The organism is Chitinophaga arvensicola, from assembly GCF_900110835.1.
GTDB lineage: Bacteria > Bacteroidota > Bacteroidia > Chitinophagales > Chitinophagaceae > Chitinophaga > Chitinophaga arvensicola.
In genome coordinates this window covers 3,335,031-3,357,918 of record NZ_FOJG01000002.1, presented here as the reverse complement: position 1 = coordinate 3,357,918, position 22,888 = coordinate 3,335,031, and the positions used below count along the sequence as shown (strand labels likewise).

Here is a 22,888-nt window from a genome sequence, read left to right as displayed (position 1 = left end):
CTAGTTTTTATTTTGCAAGTAAACGGTGTCTTTTTTAATGGTATAAGAAAGGGATTTCGCCAGGCAGATAATGTCCATTACGTCTTTGAGGCTTTCATTTTTAAAAGAGCCATTGTAGTTCCATGCTGTTTTGTCGCTTTCGTTAATAACGGTGACGCCATAACGATTTTCTATACCGGTTACTATCTCATTATAGGGTGCATCTTTGAATATCAGGTAGCCCTGTTTCCAGCCGTTTACCTCTTCGGCTTTGCTGAAAGCAGTTTTCACGGGGCTGAGGGAAACGCGGTCGTAGCTGAGTTGTTCGCCGGGCAGCAGGATCTGGGAGGGGGCCGACTGGCTGCTCTGGTTCAGTTGGTCTACCTTTACTTTACCGGTTACCAGTGCCACAATCACTTTATGTTCGCGGGCATAGGCGCGGATATTGAAAGAGGTACCAAGTGCGGTGGTGGTTAGTTCACCGGTATTGACACTGAATTTCCTGGCAGGATCTGCTGCTACCGTGAAGAACGCTTCGCCTTCTTCCAGGGAAATGCTGCGGCTGTTTTCTCCGAAGTGAAGAGGGTAGCGTACTTTACTACCGGCATTCAGTTCTATGGTGCTACCGTCTTCGAGGGTAATACTTTCTTTATGTGCTTTAGGAGTGGTGATTTCGATGAATCCGTCTTTTACGATGCGGTTGCTCTGGTTGGCTGCAATGGGAGCAGCAGCTGCCGGATGTTTGTCCGGAGCGGATTGATTCCACCAGAAAAGGCCTGCTGCGAGCAATACCACTGCTGCTGCAGCGGCATACCAGTAACGGGCGTATATGGAGCGCACTTTGGGCGCTGGTGCGATGTGTGCATTCAGGTTTGCGCGGATGCTGTCGAGTTCACGGTCTAGTGCTGCATCTTCCGCATAAGTGGACTGGTGACGATTGATATTTTCAAACCATTGATCTACAATAGCCGCTTCCTCCGGTGAGCAATTCCCCTGGTTATACCGCTCCAGCAATATTTTTATCTGTTCTGTGTCCACCTGTTGGCGTTTTATGTGTTCTTAAGTCGTAATAACGTGGAAAAGGTACCATGTACATTTAATTATTTTTTAGCTGGTCAGCGGGTTGCCTGACTAGATAAACAAATACATCAATACCAGGAGGACGGTGAGGTCTGTTCTGGCGTAGCTGGTCCTTAGTATCTTCAACGCTTTTGTGATCTGGTTTTTAACGGTTTGCTGGGAGAGGCCGAGATGGGTGGAAATCTGTTCTACACTGAGGTTTTCAAACCTGCTGAGCATGAAAATTTCCTTCATGCGGTCGGGCAGGTGATTAATTGCCTCAAACAGTTCCTGGGTCCTGGCTTTATTGTCCACTGTTTCCGTAATGGAATGCGGCTGGGCATCGAAATGTTCGATCAGCTGCTGCAGGTACTTGCGGTACGTGGCATTTTTCCGGTAAATATCAATGATTTTGTGGCGGGCCACCTGGTACAGGTAAGCCTTCAATGATTCTTTGAGGATCAATGCATGTCTTTTCTCCCACAGGGAAATAAAGAGCTCCTGCAGCACATCTTTGCTGATCTCGGTGGCGTCCAGTTTGCTGTGTATAAACAAATACAACAATTTACTGTAGCGGTCGTAGATGGCATTGAAGGCGGCAGTGTCGTCGCTTTTTAGCAGCGATATTAATTCGTTATCGGAATAACTGCTGTACATCAAATTACAGGAGTAATTAAGCGTTTTGGTTGATAATTACTGAAATGAATGTAAGAAGAAAATTTTGATATTCCGACATTTGGCTACGTACTTTTTAAAATAACTGAATAACCAAATGATAAAATAATTACATTTTTTATCATGCTTCCTTCAAACGCAGCTCGTTCTTATACTCTTTAGGTGTTTTCCCTACAATTTCCTTGAAGAACCGGTTAAAGTTCGACAGGTTCTTAAACCCGCAGGAATAGGCGATTTCGGCGATAGACCAGTCTTCTTCCGTGAGCCGTTTGCAGGCATGGCCGATACGTACTTCATTGAGAAACTGTACAAATGATTTCTTGGTCCGGTTTTTAAAGAAGCGGCAGAACGATTGTGGCGACAGGTTGGTGATGCTGGCTACATCCTGCAGGGATATCTCTTTCGAGAAGTTATTCATGACGTATTTGAATACTTCATCAATCTTATGATTATCCTTTACATTATACGCATGCGAATAGCCGGTGCTGGCGAGGTAATAACAGTCGCGGGTTTCCGACAGCGTTTTTAAGATGTGCAACAGGGATATAATGCGGTCCAGTCCTTCTTTCCTTGGCAATGCCAGGATCTCAGGTTTCAGCAGTTCATGCGTAGCGCCCGTGATTTTCATGCCCCGCTGTGCCCGGTGAAATAACTCACTGAGCGCTTTTGTTTCGGGTAATCCGTAAAACTTCTCCCCAAAAATGTCTTTGGGAAAATAGATCACTACAGAGCGCGCTTTCAGATTTTCATCTCCCTTATAATATTCCTCCTCATTATACCATACATGCGGTATATGAGGTCCAAGAAACACCATGTCGCCTTCTTCAAAGCTTTCGATGCTGTCGCCCACTATTCTCTTCCCGTGGCTTTCCGTAACATATACCAGTTCACATTCCGGATGAAAGTGAAAAGGTGTATTGAAATAAGGATCACTTCTTTCTATAATCGTGATCTGATTATCGGCAAAAGCCCCCACTTTAATAAGGATGGGTTTCATTCAAGTATTAATTTAAGCTGCTATATTATGGTGAATGCTTCCTATACTTTATTACCACGACCATTATCACAACGTGAAAGAACCGGATGCAGGCAGGTGATTAGTATTCAGATTGTCCTATGATTGTTGCCAAATTATTAAAAATTGGTTAAAAAAATATCATTTTCCTCAAAATAACCTTTTTATGTGATAGAAAACGGGTGAGGAGGAAAGGAATACTTTTAGGCCGTTACTTGGAATAATTAACGCAACAATGTAATTTCCAACTTCATTTTGTAAATTACGTCCGGCTAAATCGATGTAGCATTTTGTCTATGAAAGGGATCTCTATTAAAGATATTGCAAAACAAGCCGGAGTATCTCCCACAACGGTATCTTTTGTACTCAACGGAAAAGCAAAAGAAAAAAGAATCAGTGAGCAGGTTGCCAAAAAAATACAGAAAATTGCCACACGGCTGAAATATAAACCAAATCAGCTCGCCCGTGGTCTGCGCACCGGTAAAACCAAAACCATTGGTTTAATTGTGGAAGATATTGCCAACAACTTCTTCGCCACACTCGCAAAAGTAGTGGAAGATGAAGCTGACAAGCACGGCTATAAAGTACTTTACGGCAGCACAGAAGATAATACCGAAAAAGCAAAAGGACTGCTCGAAGTATTGAAATACCGGCAGGTAGACGGCTATATCATAACGCCTACCAAAAACCTGGATAAAGAAATAGAACTGCTGCAATCGGCGGCCAAACCAATTGTGCTGATGGACCGCTATTTCCCGCATGTGGAAAGCCATTACGTAGTGCTCAACAACTACCAGGGCGCCTACGATGCCACCACACACCTTGCGGAAAAAGGCTATCAAAAAATCGCCATCGTTACCATCGCTTCCGATCAGACGCAGATGAAAGAACGACTCGAAGGTTTCACCGCCGCACTGAAAGACAATAAACTTCCTTTTAATAAATCACAGGTAAAGCGCCTGCCTTTCGACCTGGACCGGGAAAGTTTCATCAATGAAATAAAAAAATTCCTGCTCTCCGTAAAAGATCTCGATGCCGTATTCTTTGCCACCAACTATCTCGGTATTGCCGGCATTGAAACCATCCGTGGCCTGGGATGGGAAATAGGAAAGGATATTGGTCTTATCGGCTTCGATGACCATGACCTGTTCCGCCTGCACAGTCCTTCTATTACCTGTGTTTCGCAACCCATTGCAGCCATCGGGAAAAGCATCGTGGATATCCTGATGAAAGAATTAAATCATCCTACACCAGCACCCGCTACACCGTATCAGCAGGTGCGACTGGAGCCTGAACTCATTATCAGGGACTCTTCTTCCCGTGATTGATTTTTATCGATATAAATTTTTTTTAGAAAGACGCCGGTACACACCGGCGTTTTTTTATGCAAACACCCAACACTTTTTATCTGACAATTGTTATTCCCTCTTATTAGCATTTTAATCACCAAAATAACCTTACAACAAAACAACCATGTAATTCAACCATCAACCTGCTTCCTGTTTCCCTAACGCTATGGCATATACCCCTTTTTTCTTCACCTTATTCATTTAAGCATGAACCGGAATTCTATTGCTCCAATCCTGCTTGCCGTTTTATTGCTGTTGCTAACCCCCGCTGTGTGGGCGCAACAGGCAGTTATCGGTAAAGTAACCGACGCCGCAGGTCAACCCCTGAACGGTGTAAACATCCTTGTAAAAGGCACGTCCAAAGGCACTGTTACCACCGCCGATGGAAGCTTCTCTCTCTCCGTAACACCGGGAAGTACACTGGTGTTCCGCTACCTGGGATATTTATCACAGGAGGTACCCGCTGATAATTCACCCCTCAGCATTGTACTCAAAACAGATGAGAAAAGTTTGAGTGAAGTGGTCGTTACCGCGCTGGGCATCCGCAAGGAAAAGAAGGCGCTGGGCTACTCCGTCTCTGAAATCAAAGGTGATGAGCTTACACAGGCCCGCTCCACCAACATCGCGAATACCCTCAGTGGTAAAGTCGCCGGCCTTAACGTTACCTCCACGGCTACCGGTCCGGCCGGTTCCAGCCGCATTATCCTGAGAGGAAATACCTCTATCGACAAAAACAGGAACAATCAACCCCTGATCGTAGTAGATGGGATTCCTATCAATAATGACAACCTCGGTACCGCCAACGAATATGGTGGTACAGATGCCGGCGATGGTATTTCCAGTATCAACCCCGATGATATTGCCACCATGTCGGTGCTGAAAGGTGGAAACGCTGCGGCCCTATACGGATCGCGGGCTTCCAACGGCGTGATCCTCATCACCACCAAGAGCGGCGCCAAAAGAAAAGGCGTAGGCGTGGAATTCAGCAGCAATATCGTTATTGACCGGCCCGTTGTGGAAAACCTCGACTGGCAGTACGACTACGGCATGGGCACCAATGGCCTGAAACCACAAACCGCAGCAGAAGCACAGTCGAACGGATTGTTCAGCTGGGGCGCCAAATTAGACGGATCTCCCGTAATACAATACGATGGCAAAAGCCGCCCTTATAGCGCGGTGAAGGATAATTTCAAGAAGTTTTACAAAAGTGGTTACACTTTTACCAACTCTGTAGGCATGAGCGGTGGCACCGATAAAATCAATTACCGCTTTGGCGCTACAGATATGAAGAACGAAGCTATCCTGCCCAATTCAGGCATCAGGCGGGATAACCTTTCGCTGAATGTATCCGCCCTGTTAGGAAAGAAACTTACCCTGAATGTATATTCCAAATATATCCGGGAACGTACCTACAATCGCCCGAGGGTATCCGACTCTCCCGGTAACGCCAACTTCGCATTGTATATGCTGCCTACCAGCCTGGCTGTGCAAACACTGAAAGACAGCAAGCTGAATCCCGATGGCAACGAGTTTCGCTGGAATGCCAATCAGTATATTACGAATCCCTGGTTCTCAGTATACGATTTTGAACAGAATGATAAGAAAGACCGCTTTATCAATTCCGCAGAACTGCGTTACGACATCCTGCCGTGGCTGTATGCTAAAGGCCGCATAGGGGCAGATATGTACAACCGGAGCAACTTCGCTGTAACCCCTACCGGCACTGCCTATGTGCCAGGCGGACAAATCAACGACCAGACCCGGCAAAATTTCTATGAACTGAATGCGGATGTAATGCTGGGTGTAGACCGGCAGTTTAGCGACGACTGGCGCCTCACCGCTTTTGTAGGCGCAAACGTGATGCACAACAAAAATGATAAGCTATACCTGAACGGTAACACGTTCAACATTCCTTACTTCTACGATCAAACGAATCTGCAGACAAAGACCGTAACAAACGATATCTTTGAAAAGAAGATCAACTCCGTATATGCGTCTGCGGAAGTATCGTTTAAAAGTTACCTGTATCTCACGTTAACAGGTCGCAACGATTGGTTCTCTACACTGCCCACCAACAGCAACAGTATTTTCTATCCTTCCGCAGGATTGAGCTTTGTGCTGTCGGATGCCGTAACTATGCCAAAATGGATCAACTACGCAAAGATCCGTACCTCCTGGGCACAGGTGGGTGGCGATACCGATCCGTATCGCTTAAGACTGGCGTACACCGTGCAAAATCCTTTGACACTGGGCACTACCAGTTTCCCGGTGGCAGATGTGAAGAAAGCACAGGATGGCAGTTATGCCGTGCCCAACCCCATCCTGAAACCTTATGTGAATACCAGTTATGAAGCCGGTTTTGAAACACGCATGTTCGACAGCCGCCTGAGTATCGACTTCTCTTACTATACCCGCACAACAAAAGATGATATCGTACAAACAACTATCTCCAACGCTTCCGGTTTTAACACCGCTTTTATCAATGTGGGTAAAGTAAGTAATAAAGGCGTTGAGCTGATGGTAACGGCGACCGCTATACGTACAAAAAATTTCACCTGGGATATCACGCCCAATTTTGCCTACAACAAAAGTGAAGTGATACAACTGGACGGCAGGCTGAAATCGCTCAAAATATCCGATGTGCGTACTTTCAATGCTACCATTCAACAGGTGCCGGGGCAGCCGTTTGGCGTGATAGAAGGGTATAAATTCAAACGCGATGACCAGGGCAATATCCTGTTCAACAGTGCCGGCAAGCCATTGCAGGGCGATTATACCATTTTTGGTACCGGTGTAGCACCTTATACCATGGGCTTCAACAACAACTTTACTTACAAGGCCTTTTCACTGGGTGTGCTGATCGATGCACGCTGGGGTAACAAAATATATTCCGGTACCAACGACTACGCCTACTATTTCGGCTTACAGAAGAATACCCTGGAAGGCCGCGAAGGAGGAGTGAAGATCAAAGCACAGGATGCAGCTGATCCCACCAAGTATGTGGATAAAACCATTCCGGCACAGGACTACTACCAGAATATAGCCTTCAACATTGCAGAGCCATTTATTTATGACGGCAGCTTTGTGAAACTGAGACAGGTGATCCTGACTTATGCACTGCCTTCACAGATCCTGAATAAGTCGCCCTTCACCGGCGCCTCGCTGTCCTTTGTGGCGCGTAATCTCTGGATCATCTATAAGGATATCCCCAACGTAGACCCCGAATCGACATACAGTAACGGAGCCGGTCAGGGTGCAGAGTTAATGGGGTATCCACAAACCAGGAGCTACGGATTGAATCTGAATGTGAAATTTTAAATCAACTGATTATGGCTAAGTCAATATATAAATCACTGATACCGCTGATGGCCGTTGTGCTGGCCCTGGGCGGATGTACCAAGAATTTTGAGAAGATCAACACAGACCCTACTTCCGCACCGAAAGTAGCTTCCAGTATTTTACTCACCCGTGGACTGATCTTTACTTCCGGTGGTGAGTACGAAGCATGGCGCGCGAACCTCATCTATTGCGGACCGATGATCCAGCATTTATCTTCCCTGAGTTTAACCTATGTGGGAGATAAATACCTCTATAATGATGATTATTCAGGTGCAGCCTTTAACTCGTTTTATCCGAATGCCACGAAAACTCTGGCTACGCTGATGACCCAGAGTGCGGCAAATGCAGGCGAGAAAAATTACAATGCCATTGCGCGTATTGCGCGGATCATTGTGTTGCAGCGCCTCACCGATCTGTATGGTGATGTTCCTTATTCAGAAGCCGACAAAGCCTATCCTGACCTGGTATTTCTGCCAAAGTATGATAACCAGGACGCTATTTACGCAGGATTTGCGCAGGAGCTGGAGCAGGCGGCCAATGATATTGATGTTAACGGCACCGTGGCGGGCGACATCTCCGGATATAATGGTACGGCAGCACAGTGGAAGAAGTTGGCGTATTCCCTGATGTTGCGTGTAGGTATGCGGTTATCCAAAAAAACAGATCAGACGCTGGCGAAGCAGTGGGTGCAGAAAGCCGTGGCAGGCGGCGTTTTCACCGCCAATGAGGACATTTTTTATATCCAGCATGCACCGGGCGATTATGATAATCCCAACAGTCATGTGATTGGCGTGTATCCCAGCAGCCGTGCGGAAACAGGAAAAGACAATCTCAGTATCAAGTTGTCGAAGTTTTTTGTAGACATGCTGAAAAGCAAGGGGGATCCACGTTTAAGGATTATTTCAGAATTGCCGAAGCCGGATTCCACACCGGGTGGGAGTGATGTAGCCGCTGTGCAGAAAGGGTTGCCAAACGGGTACGACAATTCTTCTGATCCCGTTTATGGTATTGGATCTACCGGAGATGCGAACCTGGTACATTACTCACAGCCAAAGCAGATTATCGTCCAGCCCAATTCTCCCAATGTGTTTATCACGTATTCGGAAGTGCAGTTGATGCTGGCGGAAGCGGCTGCCCGTGGCTGGATTGCCGGAGATCCGGTGCAGTATTTCATAACAGGTGTACGGTCAGGAATCTGGCAATGGTCTGTTTATTCTTCTTCCATTGTATACAATGATGCGGCGGCTACGGCTTATGCCACCACGCAATCGGTAGCAGTGGCAGCGGGTTCGTTGTCTGCAAAACTGGAGGCGATCAACACCCAGTATTACATTACAACTTTCCTGAATGAATATGAAGCTTTTGCGAATTGGCGGCGCAGCGGGTTCCCGGTTTTGACGCCCGTGAATTACAAAAATAATGAAACCAATGGGCAGATTCCCCGGCGGTTGCGGTATCCACGCGGCGATTACGATGTGAACAGAACCAATGTGGAAGCGGCTAACGCGCATCAGGGAGCAGATATTTTTATGACGCCTGTATGGTGGGATAAACCATAAACATAAAAGCGGATGTTGTATCAAACAACATCCGCTTTACTTCGAAATGCTAACTATAATGTTATTTTCATTACGATGAATATTATTTTCTCTTTCTTAACGACCTGTTAACGAAAAATAAAAAAATTGTTAAATCTTTTTTGCACTTCTCACAATTATAACTAAGTTTGAAACCGTTATTCAAAAATGAAACTGAAAACTTGTAGCGAAGATGAAATGAGGAGAGTGGTTATACAGGTTTTTTTTTGTGGGATAAAGCTAAAACGTTTTACTACTGCTGTTCAACCAGAGTGACGAGAATGCCAATGGAGTAATTCCATATTAAAATTTAGGAACGGAAACTACTTGATTACCATCAGGATTCCTGTGCAATGCAGGTAACTATGGTAGCGGGACCTCTGTGTCTTTTTTGCTTATGTGTCTGATTCACTTGTTATAATTCACTAAACCAAAAGGAAGCCATGCGAAGATCACTTCTTCTCACCACGGTGCTTTTCTTATGCTGCTGCATCACTGCGTGGGCGCAGGATAAGAAAGCGGTTACGGGAGCCGTTAAGGACGAAAAAGGAACACCCCTGCCAGGTGTAACCGTAAAAGAGAAAAACGCCTCCAACGGAGCCACCACAGGCCCGGATGGGAACTTCAAAATCCAGGTAGCAGACGGCGCAACGCTTGTCTTTTCCTACATCGGATTTATCAACCAGGAAGTAGCTGTTAACGGACAGTCTACCTTAAAAATCGTATTAAAAGAAGACAACAAGAATCTGAACGAAGTGGTGGTAACCGCCATGGGTATCAAGAGAGAAGCCAAAGCACTGGGTTACTCTGTAAGTACCGTAAGTTCAAAGGAAATCACCGAAAGCGGAAGCACCAACTTCGCTTCTGCTTTGTATGGTAAAGCAGCGGGCGTGAAAATCGTATCTGCCCCCGGTGGCGCCTCCAGCGGCGTTTCCGTGCAGGTGAGAGGAGTATCCTCCGTGAGCTTAAGCACACAGCCACTATATGTAGTGGATGGTGTACCATTAAGAAACTTTAACGATCCTACCACCAACACCTTCGGTACCAGCAACTCCAGGATTGAAGGAAATGGTATCCTCGACATCAACCCGGAAGACATCGAAACACTGACCATCCTGAAGGGCGCCAGTGCTTCTGCCCTCTATGGTTCTGAAGCCACCAACGGTGTAGTAGTGATCACCACCAAAAAAGGCGTGAAAGGCCGTGGCCTGAATGTAGACGTTAACTACGTGTACAACCAGGAAAAACTCGCGTCTTCTCCCGATTACCAGAATGAATATGGTCCGGGCTATGATCCTGCCACCAACCTCCAGGTAGGTGCGGATTCTGACGGCTGGATCAAAGATGCAGACGGCGCCATGCACCCCTACTACAGAGCGTACGACCAGTTCGGTCCGAAGTTCGATGGCCGCGATGTAAAGTACTGGGATGGAACTACCCGTAAATACCTCGCACAGAAAAATAACTACAAGGATTTCTTCCAGGATGGTTACAACTCTGCTGCCAATGTCGCTATCTCCAATGCCAGTGATAAAGGTAGCTTCCGCTTCTCTTACAGCCGCATCGACTATAAGAGCATCATGCCGGGAAGTAATCTCTATAAAAATAACTTCAACTTCAACGGTACACTGAAACTGAGTGAAAAAGTAAGCGTAGACCTGGTGTCTACTTACAACAACAGCTTTGTTCACAACCGTGCAAATGTAATGAGCAACATCTTCGGTTCATTCGATGGCTTCTTTAGCCGCTTCGATGATATGAATGTGTTCTTCAACAGGTACCAGACCAGTAATGGTTATAAATATGTAGACGCTACCAACAACCAGTACGATCAGAGCGAGAAAATGGCTTACCGTTTCCGCGCTACCAACCTGATGGACTACCTGTGGAACAATCTGCGTAACAGGTATGATGAAACACAGAACCGCTTTATCAACAGTGCTACCCTGAACGTAAGCCTGTTGAACAGCCTGCGTTTCAGAGGCCGTGTAGGTGGTGATTTCACCAACGTCACCATTACCGATCAGCAATACAACACCAAGCCGGTTGTTTATGAAAACAGCGGCCAGTATGCGCTGACCACCCGTAATAACAATTCCTTCTACGGCGATGCGATGCTGATATACAACCCTAAAGTGTCTAAAGACTTTGACATGTCTTTCACAGGTGGTGTTACCGGTCGCAAACAGAAATATAAGAATCAGTATACCCAAACCAAAGGTGGTTTGATGGATGAAAACTGGTTTACTTTAACCAACTCCGTTGATCCGCTGTATGCTACCGGTGTTCGTGCAGAACAGATTGACGTAGCTGGTTTCGGTATGATTAACCTCGCCTACAAAGGCTTTCTGTTCCTCGAAGGAACCGGTCGTTATGAGTCTACTTCTACCTTGCCGGTAAAAAATAACAAATACTTCTATCCTTCTGTGAATGCCGGTTTCCTGCTGTCTGAAGTAGCGAAACTGCCTGCTTTCATTGATTATGCGAAGTTCAGGGCGTCTTATGGCCTGGTGGGTAACCATCCCAACATGTATCAGTCGAACGTAGCGTATACGCCGTACACCGTTACACTGAGCAAGAATAACGTACCTTATCAGCAAACCAGTCCGGGTTCTTTTGGTAATGAAGAACTGAGATCAGAGAAGAAAAGAGAAGCAGAAGTTGGTTTTGAAGCGAAGTTCCTGAAAAACAAACTCGGTATAGATTTTAGCTACTATACCAATAAAGTAATGGACCAGATCCTGACCATGAGTACACCTGCATCTTCAGGCGCTACTTCCCAGATCATGAATGCCGGAGATCTGAGCAACTATGGTTACGAAGCAGCTATCAATGCTACACCAATTGCTACCAAAGATTTCCGCTGGACTACCCGTTTCAATTTTGCAATCAACAAAAACAAGCTGACTGCCCTGAGAGATGGCCAGACGACCCTGACCATGCAGAGTTACGATGGTGGCTATCTGCTCCTGCAATCAAACGTAGGTGATCCATTGGGTAATATCTATGTGCATCCGCGCGATAAAGATGCCAACGGTAATTACCTGGTAAATGGAGACGGTATCTATACTGCCAACACCAATAAATGGGAACTGGCCGGTAACATCATGCCTAAAGTAGTAGGTGGTTTCTCTAACTCCGTGAGCTATAAAAACCTCACTCTGGATTTTACCCTGGATTACCGCTTAGGTGGCGACCTGGTATCTATTCCTTACTACTACCAGGTAGGTGCGGGTATGTTTAACAGTACCCTGAAATACAGAGACGCTGCACATGGTGGTATTGCCTATGACGCAGTAGACTACGCCAGCGGCAACCTGGTGGCTAACCCGAATGGTGCGCACCACGATGGTGTAATCCTGCCTGGTGTAACCGCCGATGGTAAAAAGAATGAGAAAGTAATTACTGCCGCTCAGTATTATATGAGTCAGTACGACTGGCAAACCAATGGTTTGTATGAAAATGCAGTACAGAAAAACAGCTACATCAAGCTGCGTGAAGTAACGCTTACTTACAACATGCCTAAACGCATTGTTGAGAAAATGCACTTCCAGGGACTGCAATTGTCACTGATCGGCAGAAACCTGTTCTATGTATGGAAAACTTTACCAAAAGGTTTAGACCCGGAAGTAGCAGTAGGTTCACAATGGTTTAGCCAGGGTGTTGATGGCGGTACTGCCGGCCCAACAAGAAGTCTTGGTGCCAGTCTGCGCGCCCGCTTCTAGCAGGATACTGATTTGTAAACGTACTTAACAGATTAAAATGAAACGTCTTTTAATAAATACTTCACTGCTTATTTTGCTCGTCGCTTCTTTTAGCGCCTGTAAGAAACAAATTGCAGATGACTACCCAAATCCGGAGTTAACGACTACCGGTTCTATGAGCAAACTGCTCAGCGGTATGTATATGAACAAGCGTATGCGCCCTTCCTACTGGGATTACGCCACTTTTATATTGCCTACCACCGCTGCTTTCGCGCAATCAACGGCATTGTCTCCCTCTATAAAAATGTATATCCCTTCTCCTACCTATACGGAGAACCGCTGGATAGATTTTTATGCAGGTGGTAAAAGCGATGATAATGACCTGAACTATGTAGGTCCCGGCATCATGGCCAACTACCGCGAAATGGAAACTACTTATGGTAAATTAACACCCGCTCAACAGGCAGATCAACTGATTTTCCTGAGCTGCGCCAAAGTAGTATTGTACGATCAGGCTGCGCAAATGGTAGATCTCTGGGGAGATATTCCTTTTACAAAAGCAGGTTCCCTGAATACCGACCGCGTAGTGATCCCCGCTCCGTTTGATAACGCGGCAGCTATTTATGATACACTGATCGCCGGCCTGGATAATCTGAACAGCTATTTCGAATCAGCTGCTCCTCCGGTTGAAATCATGGCTGCCTTCAAAAAAGCAGATTTCATGCTGAATGGCGATATCGCCTCATGGAGACGTTACACTAACTCATTGCGTCTGCGCCTGCTCATGCATACCTCTTTCGTAAATGAAGTACGTGCTAAAACAGCGGTAACTACCATGTTGGGCAACCCGTCCAAGTATCCGCTGATCAGCAGCAATACGGAGAATGTGGTGATCAAAATGAGTGCACCTACTTTAAAAAGCGATCTGCAGAGCGCTTTAACAGGTAGTCCTTTAGCGCCTGCATTTTTACTGGATACCGTAATGGCTGCCAACAGTGATCCCCGTACTGATGTATACTGGGACCCGGGAAAATTACATGGTATGAAAGGCTTCCCGACAGATGGTACTGCCAGTGATTATGAAAAATTAGGGTATGCTACTTACGACACCGCTACCTTCTTTAATAACTACAATGTACCAGGCGTTATACTGACCGCCTCCGAAGTAAGTTTCCTGAAAGCAGAAGCTGGCGAAAGATGGGGGATTGGTGCACCGCAATCCGATTATGAAAATGGTATTTCACAGTCGGTAGGTTTTTATTACAGTATTAACCAGTCTGCTGTATTCAGTACCGGCACCTGGCCTATCCTGCCTACACCATCTGCTGCTGCTATCAGCAATTTTGTTGCGAAACCGGCTATTGCCTACACTGGTACTACCCAGCAGAAACTGGCAAAAATCTGGACGCAGAAATGGGTGAACTTCTTCATCCTGCAAGCAGGTGAAGCATGGACAGAAGTAAGACGCACAGGATATCCTGTACTGCCTTTCGCAACAGGTACTTCCTCCGGATCTACTACGCCGCCGCAGCGACTCCTGTATCCATCCACTGAACAGATCTACAATCCTGACAACTATGCGCAGGTGGCCGGAAAAGATAAAGCAAACATCAAAATTTTCTGGAACGTAAAATAAAACGACCAGTGAACAATGAGATAAAAACAAAGGCTGACCATTCCGGTCAGCCTTTGTTTTTGGTACTAAGTTGTGGTTTATAGCCAGGTTTCAAAACGCCCCCGGGCCAATCCGGGAAAGTCACTTTTGAAACAGTTTTTGCTTATCCGATCATATTCTTGATCTCGCTCAGCTTCAGCAAAGCTTCTACCGGCGTTAAGCGGTTAATATCCACTGTATCCAGTTTTTCACGGATCTGCTGGAACACATCGCTGTGTGCATCAAAAATATTCAGTTGTAATTTCTGTGACGGAGTATTGATCTGCTTGATGTTTTTCTGCAATGGCGCATCAATATGTTTTTCTTCGAGATTGGCCAGCACTTCATTGGCGCGATCAATCAGTTCCGGCGGCATACCTGCCATACGGGCCACATGGATACCAAAGCTATGGCGGCTTCCACCCGGCGCCAGTTTGCGCAGAAAGATGATTTTATTACCGGATTCCATATTGGTGATATGGAAGTTTTTTACCCGGACGTGTTTGTTTTCCAGTTCATTCAGTTCATGATAGTGCGTGGCAAACAACGTTTTCGGGCGGTGTTGTGTCATATCATGCAGATATTCCACGATGCTCCAGGCAATGGAAATGCCATCATAGGTGCTGGTACCACGTCCAATTTCATCCAGTATCACCAGGCTGCGAGCCGTGATGCTGTTGATGATGCTGGCGGTTTCATTCATTTCAACCATGAAGGTAGATTCGCCGCCGCTCAGGTTATCGGAAGCGCCTACACGGGTAAATATTTTGTCGGTTAATCCTATATCCGCGCTGGTGGCAGGCACAAAGCTACCCATGTGCGACATGAGGGTGATGAGCGCCGTTTGCCGCAGCAGGGCCGATTTACCGGACATGTTGGGACCAGTGAGGATGATTACCTGTTGGTCTTCTTTATTTAACAACAGGTCGTTGGATACATAAGTTTCTCCTGCGGCCAGTCCTCTTTCAATTACGGGATGGCGTCCCTCTTTAATGACGAGGTCGAAGCCTTCGGTGATATTCGGCCGGCGGTATTTATACTGCATGGCATTCTGAGCGAAGCAGAGGAGACAGTCGATCCGCGCAAATACCTGTGCGTCTTCCTGTACAGGCTTTATAAATGCCTGTAAACTTTGTACCAGGTCATCAAATAGTCTGCTTTCCAGTACCTGGATTTTATCTTCCGCACCTACAATTTTCTCTTCGTACTCTTTCAGTTCGGGCGTGATATATCTTTCCGCGTTGGCCAGTGTCTGCTTGCGCATCCAGCGGTCGGGCACTTTATTTTTGTGGGTATTGGTCACTTCCAGGTAGTAGCCGAAAACGTTGTTGAAAGCTATTTTCAGGGAAGGGATACCGGTGGCTTCCGATTCTTTCTGCTGGATCTGCAGGAGGTAGTCCTTGCCTTTATTGGCGATGTTGCGCAGTTCATCGAGTTCCGCGTTCACGCCTTCTTTGATACAGCCGCCTTTATTCACCAGTACCGGCGGATTTTCCATGATCTCGTTGAGGATCCGGTCCAGCAACGGTGCACAGGGATCCAGTTTTTCGTTTAGCCGGCGGAGGTAGTCGCTGTCAGTATCTGCCAATAGCGCCTGAACGGCCTGTACCTGCTGCAGGGAGCGGGCCAGCTGCATCACTTCCCTTGGATTTATTTTTTTCAGGGGTATTTTGGAGACGAGTCTTTCCAGGTCGCCGGTCTGCTTCAGGTGATGCACCAGTGATTTGGAAAGGTCGGTTTCCTTAATGAAGTATTCTACCGTATCCAGGCGTTCGTTGATGCCTTTGATGTCGCGGAGAGGGAATACCATCCAGCGTTTGAGCAGGCGTGCGCCCATGGGCGTTACGGTGTTGTCGAGTACTTTCAGGAGGGTATGACCGTTTTCCACGCTGCTGTTAAGCAGTTCCAGGTTACGTACCGTGAAGCGGTCCATCCATAGGAAATCTTCCTGGCTGATGCGCTGCATACGGGTAATATGCTGGAGATTCGGGTGCTCGGTATCCTTGAGGTAGTGAAGGGTAGCGCCGGCCGCAATGATAGCAGCGGGTAATCCGTCTACACCATAACCTTTGAGGGAATGGGTCTGGAAATGTTTCAGCAGTATTTCTTCCGCGTAAGTGGTGGTAAAGATCCACTCATCCATGGTGTAGGTATAAAACCGTGTACCAAAGGTGGCTTTGAAGTGTTTCTGTTGCTGTTTGGCAAACAGTACTTCTGCGGGGCGGAAGCTCTGCAGGAGTTTATCCACATATTCGATACTGCCTTCGGCGATAAAGAATTCGCCGGTGGAGATATCGAGAAAGGATACGCCGGTGGTATCTGTACCAAAATGTACGGTTGCCAGGAAGTTGTTGCTGGAGTTTTCCAGCAGCTTATCATTGATCGCTACACCAGGGGTCACCATTTCGGTGACACCGCGTTTCACGATGCCTTTTACCGTTTTGGGATCTTCCAGCTGGTCGCATACGGCCACACGGTGACCGGCTTTTACCAGTTTATGCAGATAGGTATCTAAAGAGTGGTGTGGAAATCCTGCCAGGTCTACATAAGAGGCAGAGCCATTGGCTCTTTTGGTTAAAACAATGCCCAGTACACGGGCGGCTATAACTGCATCCTCATTAAACGTTTCATAAAAATCGCCAACACGGAACAACAACACTGCATCCGGATATCTCTCCTTGATGGCTTTATGTTGTTGCATGAGCGGTGTTTCTTCCGTTTTACTTTTTGCCATGGCGCAAATATATAAAACTCATCTCATCCTATTATCTTTGCAGGTGATGAGAAAATTAAGCATGGATGAACTGGGCCGTAAAACGGTCGAAGAGTTCAAGGCAGCCGATAAAACGCCGATAGTACTGGTATTGGACAATATACGCAGCATGCACAACGTGGGATCCGTATTCCGTACGGCAGATGCTTTCCTGGTACAGGGGATTATTTTATGCGGCTATACGCCGGTACCGCCCCACCGGGATATCAATAAGACAGCGTTGGGTGCCACCGAAACCGTGGAATGGCAGTATTTCGAAACCACCATGAGCGCCGTGCAGGAGTTGCAGGCGGCCGGTTACCAGGTAATGGCCATTGAGCAGGCGGTAAACAGCCAGCAGCTGGACGCGTTCGTTCCATCGGCCGATAAGCCGCTGGCACTGGTGTTCGGTAATGAAGTGAGCGGGGTAGATGGAGAAGTGATGAAGATCGTGGACGGCTGCATCGAAATTCCGCAGCTGGGTATGAAGCATTCCCTGAATATTTCTGTGAGTACCGGTATTGTGGTTTGGGATATCTTTGTAAAATTGAAGAAGGCTTAAAGAACTAATGATATGATTTCTACGGTTAACAAGTATTTATCGCTGGTAAAGTTCAGCCACACCATCTTTGCGATGCCTTTTGCCCTGACAGGCTATTTCATGGCCACTACCAAAGGGGGCGGCAGTTTCAGCTGGGCTACCTTCGGACTGGTGGTGCTGTGTATGGTATTTGCCCGCAGTGCGGCCATGGCATTCAACCGCTGGCTGGATGTGGATATCGACAAATTGAATCCACGTACGGCGAAAAGAGAAATACCTGCCGGTATCATCTCTCCCAAAAACGCCCTGTTCTTTATTATTGCCAATGTGGTACTGTTTATTATCACTACCTGGTTCATTAACCCGATCTGTTTTTTCCTGTCGCCGGTAGCGTTGCTGGTGGTGCTGGGTTATAGCTATACCAAGCGTTTTACGGCATTGTGCCACCTGGTGCTGGGAGTAGGGCTGTCGCTGGCGCCTATTGGCGCTTACCTGGCGGTAACCGGTGCGTTTGCATTGCTGCCGGTACTGGTATCTTTCCTGGTACTGTGCTGGGTATCCGGTTTCGACATTATTTATTCCCTGCAGGATGAGGATTTTGATAAATCCCAACACCTGAACTCTATACCAGCCTGGCTGGGCCTTTCAGGCGCGCTCCGTTTCTCGGAACTGTTGCATGTAATAGCTGCGGCGCTGGTGGTAACCATCGGGTTAACCGGTCATTTCCACTGGATCTTCTGGATAGGGGCAGTCGTGTTTGTAGTAATGCTGGTATCGCAGCATCTGCTGGTAAAACCTTCCGATCTGAGTAAGATCAATATCATGTTTATGACTACCAACGGTATAGCGAGCGTGGTATTTGCGGTGTTTGCGATTACAGATATGCTTGTTTTTCCTGCGATTTAATTTAAAAATATTGACAATATGGCCCGTTTGATGGCAATTGATTACGGAAAAAAGAGAACCGGACTGGCCGTAACAGATCCAATGCAATTGATTGCCAGTGGTTTAACTACCGTTGCCACACACGACCTGATCCCTTTCCTGAAGAAATATTTTGCCGCAGAGCCAGTGGAAACGATCGTCATTGGCGAACCCAAACACCTGGATGGCAATGCTACCCACGCTACGCCGCTGGTGGAAGAGTGTATCCGCATCATTAAAAAGAATTTCCCCGAGATCCCGGTAGTGAAGGTAGACGAACGTTTTACCTCCAAAATGGCTTTCCAGACGATGATCGATAGCGGTTTAAAGAAAAAGGACCGGCAAAATAAAGCGCTGGTAGATGAAATTGCTGCTACTATTATGTTACAGGAATATCTCCGGAATAAAATATAAAAAATCTACTTAATCTGTATAATCACTGTCACCGGAGTTATACAACATCCGAAATTGTCTATCTTTGCGGATTAAACCAAGTATTTGAACATGATTTTGCCAATTGTAGCTTACGGGCACCCGGTATTGAGAAAAGTAGCAGAAGATATCACGCCTGAATATCCTAACCTGAAGGAATTGATTGCCAATATGTGGGAAACCATGTACGGTTCCAATGGTGTGGGCATTGCAGCACCACAGATCAATAAAGCGATCCGGCTGTTTGTAATAGACAGTGAACAGATTATTCATAACCTGGAAGAAGACGAAAAGAACGATTATCCTGGTGATGAAGGTGTGAAAGAGGTGTTTATCAATGCGCATATTGTAGAAACCGGTGGAAAGGAATGGGCTTACAACGAAGGTTGTTTAAGTATTCCTAAGGTCCGTGAAGATGTAAATCGCGCAGAAACTGTTACCTTGAGCTACGTTGACGAGAATTTCACCCCGCATGTAAGGACTTTCACTGGTGTAACCGCCCGTGTAATCCTCCACGAATACGATCATATCGATGGTGTGTTGTTCATTGACCACCTGAAGCCATTGAAGCGCAGAATGTTGAAAAGTAAGTTAGAAGACATCACAAAAGGTAAAATACGGGTGGACTACAAAATGACTTTCCCTAAATAGGAAATAATTTTGTAATGTAAAGAAAACCTGTTATTTTGGTATCATAAAGTATAACATCCATATCCTCAAACTTGGGAGCGACCTTAACATACACTGAAGTTGAATTGATTTCGGGCCTGCTGGCCAGGGATGAAAAGATATTCACTTATTTGTATGACCATTATTCACCCGCTTTATATGGCGTAGCCCTCAAAGTAGTAGGAGAAGAAGCAGCAGCAGGCGATGTATTACAGGAAGTGTTTGTAAAGATCTGGCGGAATATTGACCGCTATGATGCCTCTAAAGGCCGCCTTTTTACCTGGATGCTGAATATTACCCGCAACACCGCCATCGACAGTCTCCGCTCAAAAAATCACAAACTTGAACAGCGTGTACAGGATGTAAACAGTGTGGCACTGATGTATGAACCGCAACTGGCGGTACATCTGTCGGTCGACCATCTGGGCTTAACCAAGGTGATAGAAAAGTTGCAGAAAGATCAACGCATTATTATTGACATGGCTTATTTCAAGGGACATACCCAGGAAGAAATAGCCAGGTCCCTTGAAATACCATTGGGCACCGTTAAAACCCGAATGCGCAATGCTATTATACAATTGAGAACACTCTTAAAACAATTGTAATTTTAAGAACTAGTGGATGTACAACGATACATATCATCCGGAATCCTCGAAAGCTACGTATTCGGCATGTTGCCGGAAACAGAGCAGGGTGAGGTAGAAACGGCCGTATTACAATACCCCGACGTCAAAGCTGCAGTAAGTTCCCTGCAACTGGACAAGGAGAGGTTTGTACAGCTGTATGCTATTGCTCCTCCTGCGGGTATCAAGGAACGACTGATGGAGGCCATCCGTCTGGAGAATACCCCTGAAGGAAACAACCTGTTACCGGATGAACTGCGTGCGCCCGCTGCAGCTCCCGCCAACGGGAAATATCACCGCCGGGAAAAAGCCCCCAAAGAAACACCGGTAAAACAACTGCCCGTTACCAAAACATCCTCCAACGACCGCCTCTGGAAATACCTGACAGCGGCCATTGTAGTGTTGCTGATCGGTAGCGTGGTCATGAACTTCTTTTTCTTCCAGAAATCCACCGATTACAAAAGCCGTTATAAATCCCTCATAGCTACGAAAGAGAAGCTGGAAGCGGATAAAGCGCAACAATCGCAGGCCAGTCTGAAGAAAACAGACAGCAGTGCCCTGGCAGAAGTGGATCCGCTGAGCAATCCTGATTTTAAATGGACGAAGATCACCGGTGGTGGCGCTTATGCAGGCAACGAAGTTTCTGTAGGCTGGAATGCGCGTACACAGGGTGTATACCTGCAGGCAACGCTGATGCCTGTACCTCCTGCCGGCAAACAATACCAACTCTGGGCTATCGTAAATAAGAAACTGGTAGACGCCGGCGTTTTCGAAACCGGTGCAGCTGTATCACAACAATTACAACAGATGAAAGCGATGACCGTGGCACAGGGCTTTGCTATTACGCTGGAGAAAAAAGGCGGCAGCCCCGATCCGAGCATGGACCAGGTTTGTATGTCTGCCAAAATCGCCAGATAGTTGTATGATGTATTTTGTTTATCATTAGAAATCAGTATATTGCTTTTATAATACCCCCGTTTTAACCGTAAAAGAAGACACACACACAACTGTTATTTAAAATTATCCGTGAAAGCTGCTGATAGATGGATCTTGTTCCGTTTCGTCATGTTGTGAAATTAATTCGACTGTTCTAATACTATAAAATATATCCAATCTATTTTGGAATACGCTGCTACATATACAGAAGCTGAGCTGGTACAAGGTTTGAAAGACCGTGACCAGAAAATATTCAGCTATTTGTATGACCATTACTCACCGGCTTTGTATGGTGTGATCGTGAAAGTACTGAACGACGATAGTGCTGCCGGAGATGTATTGCAGGATGTATTCCTGAAGATCTGGCGCCACCTGGATCGTTACGATGAAAGTAAAGGACGTCTTTTTACCTGGATGCTCAACATTGCAAGAAACACAGCGATTGATATTCTACGTTCAAAATCCCATAAGTTGGAACAAAAAATCCAGAATTTAACGGATGACGTACATTTAGTCAACAACGGACTTTCAACCGTTCAGCCATCGACCGACTACCTGGGATTTTCCCGGATCCTTGAAAAGCTGACTAAAGAACAGCGTACCCTGATAGATTTAGCGTATTACAAAGGTTGTACCCAGGAAGAAATTTCCCGGGTGATGGAGATTCCTTTGGGTACGGTAAAGACCAGGATGCGAAATGCCATTACTCAATTAAGAAACATTTTAAACAAGTAAATATTTTTTGCAATAGTGGACCCACAACATTTCATATCGTCCGGAATTATTGAGCTTTATATGGCAGGCATCGCTAGCGAGGAAGAAGTTCGCGAGCTGGAAGCTGCTATGGCCCAATTCCCGGCTGTGGCAGCAGAGGTAGAAGCCTACCGCCGCAATATGGAAGAGTATATCAGGTTGCAGGGAAGGACTCCGGAGGCGGATATAAAAACCAGTTTATTCAACAAAATAAATAACGAACCCAATTTGCAGGAGGGTGAACCTGTACCCGATCAACACCTGCAACAACCAAAAGTAGTGTCCATGCAAGAAACTAAAAGCCTATCCTGGAAATGGCTTGCCACCGCCGCCGCCGTGCTGCTGGTGGGAAGTCTTGTTCTAAACTATGTGTTCTTCAACCGGTACAAAGAATTCAGGGAGTATAAAGACAAATACCAGTCTTTACTCGTATCCCAGAACTCCATTTTGTCAAAGAGCAATCTTTACAAAACCCGCTTAGAACAAATGCAGGAATCCATGGAAATTATCCAGGATCCTAAAGTACTGAAAGTGCCGATGCCAGGTACCAAAGCGTTCCCTGAAGCATTAGCCACTGTATTCTGGAACCCGCAGAGTCAGGAAGTATATCTGAAAGTAAACAAACTGCCAGAACCTACTACCGACAAACAGTATCAACTCTGGGCTATCGTAGATGGCAAACCAGTTGATATGGGCGTGTTCGAAATGGGTGATACCGCCAGCCTCCTCCAGAAAATGAAAGTAACCGGCAAAGCACAAATGTTTGCTGTTACCCTGGAGAAAAAAGGTGGTGCGCTGCAACCTACGATGGAACAAATGTATGTAGCCGGAAAAATTCCCGGTTGATAAAAAGGGACTTCCCCTTTAAGAAAAAACAAAAAGCTGTTGTAAGTCCAACTTACAGCAG

General features: G+C 46.3%; 17 protein-coding genes. 13 read left to right on the top strand and 4 right to left on the bottom strand.

The window, feature by feature from the left end:
• From BMW79_RS30570 to BMW79_RS30560, 3 genes are all read right to left on the bottom strand, one after another.
• Entirely contained in the window at window positions 1–1,017 is a 1,017-nt protein-coding gene (locus tag BMW79_RS30570) for a FecR family protein (RefSeq protein ID WP_089902518.1), read from the bottom strand.
• Between the two features lie 93 nt (window positions 1,018–1,110).
• Window positions 1,111–1,695: an RNA polymerase sigma factor gene (locus BMW79_RS30565; RefSeq protein ID WP_089902515.1), complete on the bottom strand. Its 585-nt coding sequence runs from the start codon at window positions 1,693–1,695 to the stop codon at window positions 1,111–1,113.
• A 139-nt stretch (window positions 1,696–1,834) separates the two neighbouring features.
• Window positions 1,835–2,710: an AraC family transcriptional regulator gene (locus BMW79_RS30560; protein WP_079470510.1), complete on the bottom strand. Its 876-nt coding sequence runs from the start codon at window positions 2,708–2,710 to the stop codon at window positions 1,835–1,837.
• Between the two features lie 314 nt (window positions 2,711–3,024).
• Between BMW79_RS30560 and BMW79_RS30555 the strand changes: the two genes are divergently transcribed.
• The 5 genes from BMW79_RS30555 (at window position 3,025) to BMW79_RS30535 (ending at window position 14,333) form a co-directional block, all read left to right on the top strand.
• Window positions 3,025–4,056: a LacI family DNA-binding transcriptional regulator gene (locus tag BMW79_RS30555; RefSeq protein ID WP_089902512.1), complete on the top strand. Its 1,032-nt coding sequence runs from the start codon at window positions 3,025–3,027 to the stop codon at window positions 4,054–4,056.
• A 228-nt stretch (window positions 4,057–4,284) separates the two neighbouring features.
• Entirely contained in the window at window positions 4,285–7,395 is a 3,111-nt protein-coding gene (locus tag BMW79_RS30550) for a SusC/RagA family TonB-linked outer membrane protein (protein WP_089902509.1), read from the top strand.
• A gap of 11 nt (window positions 7,396–7,406) precedes the next feature.
• Window positions 7,407–8,975 carry a SusD/RagB family nutrient-binding outer membrane lipoprotein gene (locus tag BMW79_RS30545; protein ID WP_089902508.1) on the top strand — a complete coding sequence of 523 codons (1,569 nt, stop codon included), beginning with the start codon at window positions 7,407–7,409 and terminating at the stop codon, window positions 8,973–8,975.
• A gap of 461 nt (window positions 8,976–9,436) precedes the next feature.
• Entirely contained in the window at window positions 9,437–12,718 is a 3,282-nt protein-coding gene (locus BMW79_RS30540) for a SusC/RagA family TonB-linked outer membrane protein (protein ID WP_089902505.1), read from the top strand.
• A gap of 37 nt (window positions 12,719–12,755) precedes the next feature.
• Complete coding sequence (locus BMW79_RS30535; RefSeq protein WP_089902504.1) at window positions 12,756–14,333, top strand: SusD/RagB family nutrient-binding outer membrane lipoprotein; 1,578 nt, start codon at window positions 12,756–12,758, stop codon at window positions 14,331–14,333.
• 142 nt (window positions 14,334–14,475) lie between these two features.
• Here BMW79_RS30535 and mutS read toward each other — a convergent pair whose 3' ends face one another.
• On the bottom strand, window positions 14,476–17,085 hold the full coding sequence (gene mutS, locus BMW79_RS30530) for a DNA mismatch repair protein MutS (RefSeq protein ID WP_089902501.1): 2,610 nt from the start codon (window positions 17,083–17,085) through the stop codon (window positions 14,476–14,478).
• A 46-nt stretch (window positions 17,086–17,131) separates the two neighbouring features.
• On the opposite strand from mutS, the gene BMW79_RS30525 reads away from it, so the two are divergent.
• The 8 genes from BMW79_RS30525 (at window position 17,132) to BMW79_RS30490 (ending at window position 22,827) form a co-directional block, all read left to right on the top strand.
• A complete protein-coding gene (locus BMW79_RS30525) occupies window positions 17,132–17,665 on the top strand; it encodes an RNA methyltransferase (RefSeq protein WP_177192393.1) in 534 nt (177 codons plus the stop codon).
• Window positions 17,666–17,677: 12 nt separating this feature from the next.
• On the top strand, window positions 17,678–18,550 hold the full coding sequence (locus BMW79_RS30520; RefSeq protein ID WP_089902498.1) for a UbiA-like polyprenyltransferase: 873 nt from the start codon (window positions 17,678–17,680) through the stop codon (window positions 18,548–18,550).
• An 18-nt stretch (window positions 18,551–18,568) separates the two neighbouring features.
• Window positions 18,569–18,982: a Holliday junction resolvase RuvX gene (gene ruvX, locus BMW79_RS30515; RefSeq protein WP_089902494.1), complete on the top strand. Its 414-nt coding sequence runs from the start codon at window positions 18,569–18,571 to the stop codon at window positions 18,980–18,982.
• Window positions 18,983–19,072: 90 nt separating this feature from the next.
• The gene (gene def, locus BMW79_RS30510) at window positions 19,073–19,651 is read left to right on the top strand and encodes a peptide deformylase (protein ID WP_089902491.1); all 579 of its coding nucleotides are present in this window, start codon (window positions 19,073–19,075) and stop codon (window positions 19,649–19,651) included.
• A 71-nt stretch (window positions 19,652–19,722) separates the two neighbouring features.
• Window positions 19,723–20,274, top strand: a complete 552-nt coding sequence (locus BMW79_RS30505; protein ID WP_089902489.1) for an RNA polymerase sigma factor — start codon at window positions 19,723–19,725, stop codon at window positions 20,272–20,274.
• A gap of 12 nt (window positions 20,275–20,286) precedes the next feature.
• Complete coding sequence (locus BMW79_RS30500; protein ID WP_089902486.1) at window positions 20,287–21,210, top strand: anti-sigma factor; 924 nt, start codon at window positions 20,287–20,289, stop codon at window positions 21,208–21,210.
• A 201-nt stretch (window positions 21,211–21,411) separates the two neighbouring features.
• Entirely contained in the window at window positions 21,412–21,963 is a 552-nt protein-coding gene (locus BMW79_RS30495) for an RNA polymerase sigma factor (protein WP_089902483.1), read from the top strand.
• Between the two features lie 60 nt (window positions 21,964–22,023).
• A complete protein-coding gene (locus BMW79_RS30490; RefSeq protein ID WP_089902480.1) occupies window positions 22,024–22,827 on the top strand; it encodes an anti-sigma factor in 804 nt (267 codons plus the stop codon).
• Window positions 22,828–22,888 lie beyond the last annotated feature (61 nt).

What these genes read in the sequence shown, in the direction of transcription:
- BMW79_RS30565 (WP_089902515.1), bottom strand. Translation starts at nt 1,695, where the DNA reads ATGTACAGCAGTTATTCCGATAACGAATTAATATCGCTGCTAAAAAGC.
- BMW79_RS30560 (WP_079470510.1), bottom strand. Translation starts at nt 2,710, where the DNA reads ATGAAACCCATCCTTATTAAAGTGGGGGCTTTTGCCGATAATCAGATC.
- BMW79_RS30555 (WP_089902512.1), top strand. Translation starts at nt 3,025, where the DNA reads ATGAAAGGGATCTCTATTAAAGATATTGCAAAACAAGCCGGAGTATCT.
- BMW79_RS30550 (WP_089902509.1), top strand. Translation starts at nt 4,285, where the DNA reads ATGAACCGGAATTCTATTGCTCCAATCCTGCTTGCCGTTTTATTGCTG.
- BMW79_RS30545 (WP_089902508.1), top strand. Translation starts at nt 7,407, where the DNA reads ATGGCTAAGTCAATATATAAATCACTGATACCGCTGATGGCCGTTGTG.
- BMW79_RS30540 (WP_089902505.1), top strand. Translation starts at nt 9,437, where the DNA reads ATGCGAAGATCACTTCTTCTCACCACGGTGCTTTTCTTATGCTGCTGC.
- BMW79_RS30535 (WP_089902504.1), top strand. Translation starts at nt 12,756, where the DNA reads ATGAAACGTCTTTTAATAAATACTTCACTGCTTATTTTGCTCGTCGCT.
- mutS (WP_089902501.1), bottom strand. Translation starts at nt 17,085, where the DNA reads ATGGCAAAAAGTAAAACGGAAGAAACACCGCTCATGCAACAACATAAA.
- BMW79_RS30525 (WP_177192393.1), top strand. Translation starts at nt 17,132, where the DNA reads ATGAGAAAATTAAGCATGGATGAACTGGGCCGTAAAACGGTCGAAGAG.
- BMW79_RS30520 (WP_089902498.1), top strand. Translation starts at nt 17,678, where the DNA reads ATGATTTCTACGGTTAACAAGTATTTATCGCTGGTAAAGTTCAGCCAC.
- ruvX (WP_089902494.1), top strand. Translation starts at nt 18,569, where the DNA reads ATGGCCCGTTTGATGGCAATTGATTACGGAAAAAAGAGAACCGGACTG.
- def (WP_089902491.1), top strand. Translation starts at nt 19,073, where the DNA reads ATGATTTTGCCAATTGTAGCTTACGGGCACCCGGTATTGAGAAAAGTA.
- BMW79_RS30490 (WP_089902480.1), top strand. Translation starts at nt 22,024, where the DNA reads ATGGCAGGCATCGCTAGCGAGGAAGAAGTTCGCGAGCTGGAAGCTGCT.